Origin of the sequence: Citrobacter sp. CK181, assembly GCF_030333595.1 — a bacterium.
Lineage (GTDB): Bacteria > Pseudomonadota > Gammaproteobacteria > Enterobacterales > Enterobacteriaceae > Citrobacter_B > Citrobacter_B koseri.
Map to the genome: position 1 here is coordinate 22,541 of NZ_JAOWFN010000009.1, position 6,938 is coordinate 29,478.

Consider the following 6,938-nt stretch of genomic DNA (forward strand, 5'->3'; position numbering starts at 1 on the left):
TGACGCAATGAAGGAACTGCAAAATGACCGAACTGAAGAACGATCGTTATCTGCGTGCGCTGCTGCGCCAGCCCGTTGATGTTACCCCGGTATGGATGATGCGCCAGGCAGGCCGCTATCTGCCGGAGTACAAAGCCACCCGCGCACAAGCAGGCGATTTTATGTCGCTGTGCAAAAATGCTGAGCTGGCGTGCGAAGTCACGCTACAACCGCTGCGGCGCTACCCGCTTGATGCGGCGATCCTCTTCTCGGACATTCTGACCATCCCGGATGCGATGGGGCTGGGACTCTATTTTGAGGCCGGGGAAGGCCCGCGCTTTACTTCACCAGTCGCCTGTAAAGCGGATGTCGATAAGCTACCGATTCCTGACCCGGAAGACGAACTGGGCTACGTGATGAACGCGGTGCGTACGATTCGCCGCGAGTTGAAAGGTGACGTTCCGCTGATCGGTTTTTCCGGCAGCCCGTGGACGCTGGCGACTTACATGGTGGAAGGCGGCAGCAGCAAAGCCTTTACCGTCATCAAAAAAATGATGTATGCCGATCCGCAGGCGCTGCATGCGCTGCTCGATAAGCTGGCGAAAAGCGTCACTCTGTATCTCAACGCGCAGATTAAAGCGGGCGCGCAGTCGGTCATGATTTTCGACACCTGGGGCGGCGTGCTGACGGGGCGCGATTACCAGCAGTTCTCGCTGTATTACATGCATAAAATCGTTGATGGTCTGCTGCGGGAAAACGACGGTCGCCGTGTACCGGTCACGTTATTCACCAAAGGTGGCGGCCAGTGGCTGGAGGCGATGGCGGAAACCGGGTGTGATGCGTTAGGCCTCGACTGGACAACCGATATTGCCGACGCGCGCCGTCGCGTGGGCCATAAAGTGGCGCTACAGGGCAATATGGACCCGTCCATGCTCTATGCGCCACCGGCGCGCATTGAAGAGGAAGTGGCGACGATTCTCGCCGGATTCGGCCAGGGTGAAGGCCACGTCTTTAATCTTGGACACGGCATCCACCAGGATGTGCCGCCGGAGCACGCGGGCGCATTTGTTGATGCGGTACACCGCTTGTCTGAACAGTACCACCGCTAAGGAGTCATTATGGATCTCGCGTCGCTACGCGCTCAACAAATTGAACTCGCCTCGTCGGTGATCCGCGAGGATCGCCTTGATAACGATCCGCCGGATCTGATCGCCGGGGCGGATGTTGGGTTCGAGCAGGGCGGGGAAGTGACGCGAGCGGCGATGGTGCTGTTGACGTATCCAGCGCTTGAGCTGGTGGAATACAAAGTGGCGCGTATCGCCACTACCATGCCGTATATCCCCGGCTTCCTCTCCTTTCGCGAGTATCCTGCGCTGTTGGCGGCGTGGGAACAGCTGTCGCAAAAACCGGATTTAGTCTTTGTCGATGGGCACGGTATCTCCCACCCGCGTCGTCTGGGGGTGGCAAGCCACTTTGGATTGATGATGGATGTACCCACCATTGGCGTAGCGAAAAAACGGCTGTGCGGCAAGTTTGAGCCGCTTTCCGCCGAACCTGGCGCGCTGGCTCCGCTGATGGACAAAGGCGAGCAGTTAGCCTGGGTCTGGCGCAGCAAAGCGCGCTGTAACCCGCTGTTTATCGCGACCGGACATCGCGTGAGTACCGACAGCGCGTTGGCGTGGGTGCAGCGCTGTATGCAAGGCTACCGTCTGCCGGAACCGACGCGCTGGGCGGATGCGGTGGCATCAGAGCGTCCGGCGTTTGTGCGCTGGCAAGCAAATCACCGCTGATTCAGGTACACTGCGGCTCATTTCTGATTTCGAGAATTCAACATGTTACAAAACCCGATTCATCTGCGTCTGGAACGCCTGGAAAGCTGGCAGCACGTCACCTTTATGGCTTGTTTGTGCGAGCGTATGTATCCGAACTATGCCATGTTCTGTCAGCAGACGGGTTTTGGCGATGGGCAGGTGTACCGCCGAATCCTGGATCTCATCTGGGAAACGCTGACGGTGAAAGATGCGAAGGTCAATTTTGACAGCCAGCTGGAAAAGTTTGAGGAAGCGATTCCGGCTGCTGACGATTTTGATCTGTACGGCGTTTACCCGGCGATTGATGCCTGCGTTGCATTAAGCGAGTTAATGCATTCTCGTCTCAGTGGCGAAACGCTGGAACATGCCATTGAGGTCAGTAAGACATCCATTACCACGGTTGCGATGCTGGAAATGACTCAGGCTGGTCGAGAAATGACCGATGAAGAGCTCAAAGAAAACCCGGCTGTTGAACAGGAATGGGACATTCAGTGGGAAATATTCCGACTTTTGGCCGACTGCGAAGAACGCGATATTGAGCTGATAAAAGGGCTTCGGGCAGACCTGCGCGAGGCCGGTGAGAGCAATATCGGTATAAATTTTGAGCAATGACACCAGAAAACGTGATTTAACGCCTGATTTGTCGTGCCTGGAGGCTTCCCTTCCGCCCCCCGTCTGGTCTACATTTGGGGGGCGAAAAAAAGTGGCTATCGGTGCGTGTATGCAGGAGAGTGCTTTTCTGGCATTTCCGTCGCACTCGATGCTTAGCAAGCGATAAACACATTGTAAGGATAACTTATGAACAAGACTCAACTGATTGATGTAATTGCAGACAAAGCAGAACTGTCCAAAACCCAGGCTAAAGCTGCTCTGGAATCCACTCTGGCTGCTATTACTGAGTCTCTGAAAGAAGGCGATGCTGTACAACTGGTTGGTTTCGGTACCTTCAAAGTGAACCACCGCGCTGAGCGTACTGGCCGCAACCCGCAGACCGGTAAAGAAATCAAAATCGCTGCAGCGAATGTACCGGCGTTTGTTTCTGGTAAAGCACTGAAAGACGCAGTTAAGTAATTCGCGTGGCAGTGAACAGTTTTAATGAAGGGGCGCTCTCGCCCCTTTTGTCTGTCTGGCGTCGTATGCTGACGTTGGCAGGCGCGCTGTTGCTGTCCGCTTGTAGCCATAACACGACGCTTCCACCGTTTACGGCCAGCGGTTATGTTGACGACCAGGGTGCGGTACGCATCTGGCGTAAAGATTCCAGCGATGGCGTCCATCTGCTCTCGGTCTTTAGCCCGTGGCGTAACGGCAGCACCACAACCAGCGAATACCGCTGGCAGGGCGACATGCTCTCCCTGATTGAACTCAATATTTACAGCAAACCTTCTGAACATATTCGCGCACGCTTCGACGATCATGGCGAGCTCAGTTTTATGCAGCATGAAGTCGACGGGCAGAAGCAGCAGCTTTCCAGCGACCAGATCGCCTTATACCGCTATCGCGCCAATCAGATCCGCCAGACCAGTGACGCATTGCGTCAGGGGCGCGTCGTGCTGCGTCAGGGACGCTGGCATGCAGACCGCACGGTAACTACCTGCGAAGGCGAAACGTTGAAACCAGACCTGGATGCGTGGGCTATCAGCCACATAGAGCGACGTCAGCAGCGTTCATCGATAGAGGTGAGTGTGGCATGGCTGGAGGCGCCTGATGGCTCTCAGCTGCTGCTGGTGGCCAATGAAGACTTCTGCCACTGGCAACCTATAGAGAAGACGTTCTGATGATTGCCGGATGGCGGCTTGCGTCTTATCCGGCCTACAGTTGTTCTCCATAGGCCAGATAAGAGGTGTCAGCGTTAGTTTTGCTCGCGTTCGATCGCGCGCCAGCCGATATCTTTGCGGCTAAAGCAGTTATCCCAGTGGATATCTGCCATCAGCGCGTAGGCACGCTGCTGTGCTTCGGCAACGGTATGGCCTAGCGCAGTGGCGCACAGTACGCGACCGCCGCTTGTAACGACCCGGTCATCTTCCGCCAGTTTGGTTCCGGCATGGAATACCTTACCGTCCGCCACCTCTTCCAGCGGCAGACCGTGGATCACATCGCCTGTGCGGTAGTCGCCCGGATAACCGCCAGCCGCCATCACCACGCCGAGCGATGCGCGCTCATCCCACTCAGACGTTTTCTCGTCCAGCTTACCGTCGCAGGCAGCCAGACAAAGTTCAACCAGATCGGATTTCATACGCAGCATGATTGGCTGGGTTTCCGGGTCACCAAAGCGGCAGTTGAATTCGATAACTTTCGGGTTGCCCTGCTTATCGATCATCAACCCAGCGTACAGGAAGCCGGTATAAGTATTGCCTTCCGCCGCCATGCCTTTTACGGTTGGCCAAATGATGCGCTCCATCGTGCGCTGATGAACCTCGTCGGTCACCACCGGCGCCGGGGAGTAAGCGCCCATACCGCCGGTATTCAACCCGGTATCGCCATCGCCGACGCGTTTGTGATCCTGGCTGGTGGCCATTGGCAACACATGTTCGCCATCGACCATCACGATGAAGCTCGCTTCTTCACCGTCGAGGAACTCTTCGATCACGATACGGTGTCCCGCGTCGCCAAACGCGTTACCCGCCAGCATGTCATGAACTGCGGCTTCGGCCTCGATCAGCGTCATCGCCACAATCACGCCTTTCCCGGCAGCCAGTCCGTCGGCTTTAATGACGATCGGCGCGCCTTTCTCACGCAGGTAAGCCAGCGCGGGTTCGATCTCCGTGAAGTTCTGGTACTCCGCCGTCGGAATCTGGTGACGGGCGAGGAAATCCTTGGTGAAGGCTTTGGAGCCTTCCAGCTGTGCGGCGCCTTCGGTTGGGCCAAAGATTTTCAGGCCTGCGGCGCGGAAAGTATCCACCACGCCTTTCACCAACGGCGCTTCCGGGCCGACGATGGTCAGATCGATCTTCTCGTTCTGGGCAAAGCTCAGCAGTGCCGGAATATCCGTGACGCCAATAGCGACGTTTTGCAGCGCCGGTTCCAGCGCTGTTCCGGCGTTACCTGGCGCGACATACACGGTTTCAACCTGCGGTGATTGCGCCGCTTTCCACGCCAGGGCGTGTTCGCGCCCGCCGTTGCCGATTACTAATACTTTCATTGTCTGCTCCGTGAATTAATGGCGGAAGTGACGCATGTCGGTGAAGATCATCGCGATGCCGTGTTCGTCAGCGGCGGCAATGACTTCATCATCACGGATGGAGCCACCGGGCTGGATAACGCAGCTCACGCCAACAGCAGCCGCAGCATCAATACCGTCGCGGAACGGGAAGAACGCGTCAGAGGCCATTGCGGAACCTTTTACTTCCAGTCCTTCATCGCCCGCTTTAATACCGGCGATCTTCGCGGAATAAACGCGGCTCATCTGGCCCGCGCCAATACCGATAGTCATATTCTCTTTCGCGTACACAATCGCGTTGGATTTCACAAACTTCGCTACTTTCCAGCAGAACAGCGCGTCACGCAGTTCCTGCTCGCTCGGCTGACGTTTGGTTACCACGCGCAGTTCGCCTTCGGTCACCATACCCAGGTCACGATCCTGAACCAGCAGGCCGCCGTTAACGCGTTTGAAGTCCAGGCCCGGCACACGCTGTGCCCACTGGCCGCAGGTCAGGACGCGCACGTTCTGTTTGGCGGCGGTAATCTTCAGGGCGTCTTCAGATGCGGAAGGCGCAATGATCACTTCAACAAACTGACGGGAGATGATGGCCTGTGCCGTTTCGGCATCCAGTTCGCGGTTAAACGCGATGATGCCGCCGAATGCGGAGGTCGGGTCAGTCTTGTATGCGCGATCGTAAGCGTCGAGAATAGAAGTGCTTACCGCCACGCCACACGGGTTAGCGTGCTTCACGATGACGCAGGCGGGCTCGCTGAACTCTTTCACACACTCCAGCGCCGCGTCGGTATCGGCGATGTTGTTGTAGGAGAGCGCTTTGCCCTGTACCTGCTGTGCGGTCGCAACAGATGCTTCTTGCACATTCTCTTCTATATAGAAGGCTGCCTGCTGGTGGCTGTTTTCGCCGTAGCGCATATCCTGCTTCTTAATGAAGTTCAGATTCAGGGTACGCGGGAAGCGGCCAGCGGCCTCTTTGCTTTCACCGTGATATGCCGGAACCATGCTGCCGAAGTAGTTGGCAATCATGCTGTCGTAGGCGGCGGTGTGTTCGAAGGCTTTAATGGCGAGATCGAAGCGGGTATCAAGGGTCAGTGAACCGTCGTTGCTATCCATCTCTTTAATAATGGCGTCGTAGTCGCTGCTCTTTACAACGATAGCGACATCTTTATGGTTCTTGGCAGCGGAGCGCACCATGGTCGGGCCGCCGATATCAATGTTCTCTACGGCATCTTCCAGCGAGCAACCTTCACGAGCGACGGTCTGGGCGAACGGGTACAGGTTAACAACAACCATATCGATTGGCGCGATACCGTGTTGTTCCATAATTCCGTCATCCTGACCACGGCGACCGAGAATGCCGCCGTGTACTTTCGGATGCAGGGTCTTCACGCGTCCATCCATCATTTCCGGGAAACCGGTGTAATCGGAAACTTCGGTCACCGGCAGACCTTTATCTGCTAACAGACGGGCAGTGCCCCCTGTAGACAGCAGCTCCACACCGCGTGCGGAAAGTGCCTGGGCGAATTCGACGATACCGGCCTTGTCAGAAACACTGAGCAGAGCGCGGCGGACTGGACGACGTTGTTGCATGGTAAATCCCCTGGATTTGACTATTACAGAGAGCGTTAGCTGAATTTTTCGTGAAAAACTCAGCTAACGCCCCTTACGGGGCATCCTTGTTTTGCGGTGGCATTGTAACGAAAACGTTTGCGCAACGCTCGCGAATTTTTCTTTTTCCATTCGATACCCTTTTATTCCGGTATTGAGCGCGTCTTTATTAAGGAGAGATTCAGGAAATGATCGCCAGGATTGTGGATAACTCTGTGTGTAAAAGGGTATAAGGCTGGGTTTTGCTGGGGAATGCAGCAGTCAGTCATTTTTCTGTCATTTTTCTATTGCGGCCTGCGGAGAACTCCCTATAATGCGCCTCCATCGACACGGCGGATGTGAATCACTTCACACAAACAGCCGGTTGATTAAAGAGAAAAATCCTG

Annotated in this window: 7 protein-coding genes; 5 read left to right on the forward strand and 2 right to left on the reverse strand. The window is 55.8% G+C overall.

Annotated elements, in window-relative coordinates:
* Positions 1-23: 23 nt before the first annotated feature.
* From hemE to OGW17_RS03795, 5 genes are all read left to right on the forward strand, one after another.
* On the forward strand, positions 24-1,088 hold the full coding sequence (gene hemE, locus OGW17_RS03775) for a uroporphyrinogen decarboxylase (protein WP_012133798.1): 1,065 nt from the start codon (positions 24-26) through the stop codon (positions 1,086-1,088).
* 9 nt (positions 1,089-1,097) lie between these two features.
* Positions 1,098-1,769 (forward strand): deoxyribonuclease V, encoded by a 672-nt coding sequence (gene nfi, locus OGW17_RS03780; RefSeq protein WP_012133797.1) that lies wholly within the window; start codon positions 1,098-1,100, stop codon positions 1,767-1,769.
* A 42-nt stretch (positions 1,770-1,811) separates the two neighbouring features.
* Positions 1,812-2,402, forward strand: a complete 591-nt coding sequence (locus tag OGW17_RS03785; RefSeq protein WP_012133796.1) for a YjaG family protein — start codon at positions 1,812-1,814, stop codon at positions 2,400-2,402.
* A gap of 186 nt (positions 2,403-2,588) precedes the next feature.
* Entirely contained in the window at positions 2,589-2,861 is a 273-nt protein-coding gene (gene hupA / locus OGW17_RS03790; protein WP_001044509.1) for a nucleoid-associated protein HU-alpha, read from the forward strand.
* An 11-nt stretch (positions 2,862-2,872) separates the two neighbouring features.
* Positions 2,873-3,565, forward strand: a complete 693-nt coding sequence (locus tag OGW17_RS03795; protein WP_024130651.1) for a DUF1481 domain-containing protein — start codon at positions 2,873-2,875, stop codon at positions 3,563-3,565.
* 74 nt (positions 3,566-3,639) lie between these two features.
* Here OGW17_RS03795 and purD read toward each other — a convergent pair whose 3' ends face one another.
* Positions 3,640-4,929, reverse strand: coding sequence for a phosphoribosylamine--glycine ligase (purD, locus tag OGW17_RS03800; RefSeq protein WP_047459738.1), 1,290 nt, complete (start codon positions 4,927-4,929; stop codon positions 3,640-3,642).
* 15 nt (positions 4,930-4,944) lie between these two features.
* Positions 4,945-6,534, reverse strand: a complete 1,590-nt coding sequence (gene purH / locus OGW17_RS03805; protein WP_071258117.1) for a bifunctional phosphoribosylaminoimidazolecarboxamide formyltransferase/IMP cyclohydrolase — start codon at positions 6,532-6,534, stop codon at positions 4,945-4,947.
* Positions 6,535-6,938 lie beyond the last annotated feature (404 nt).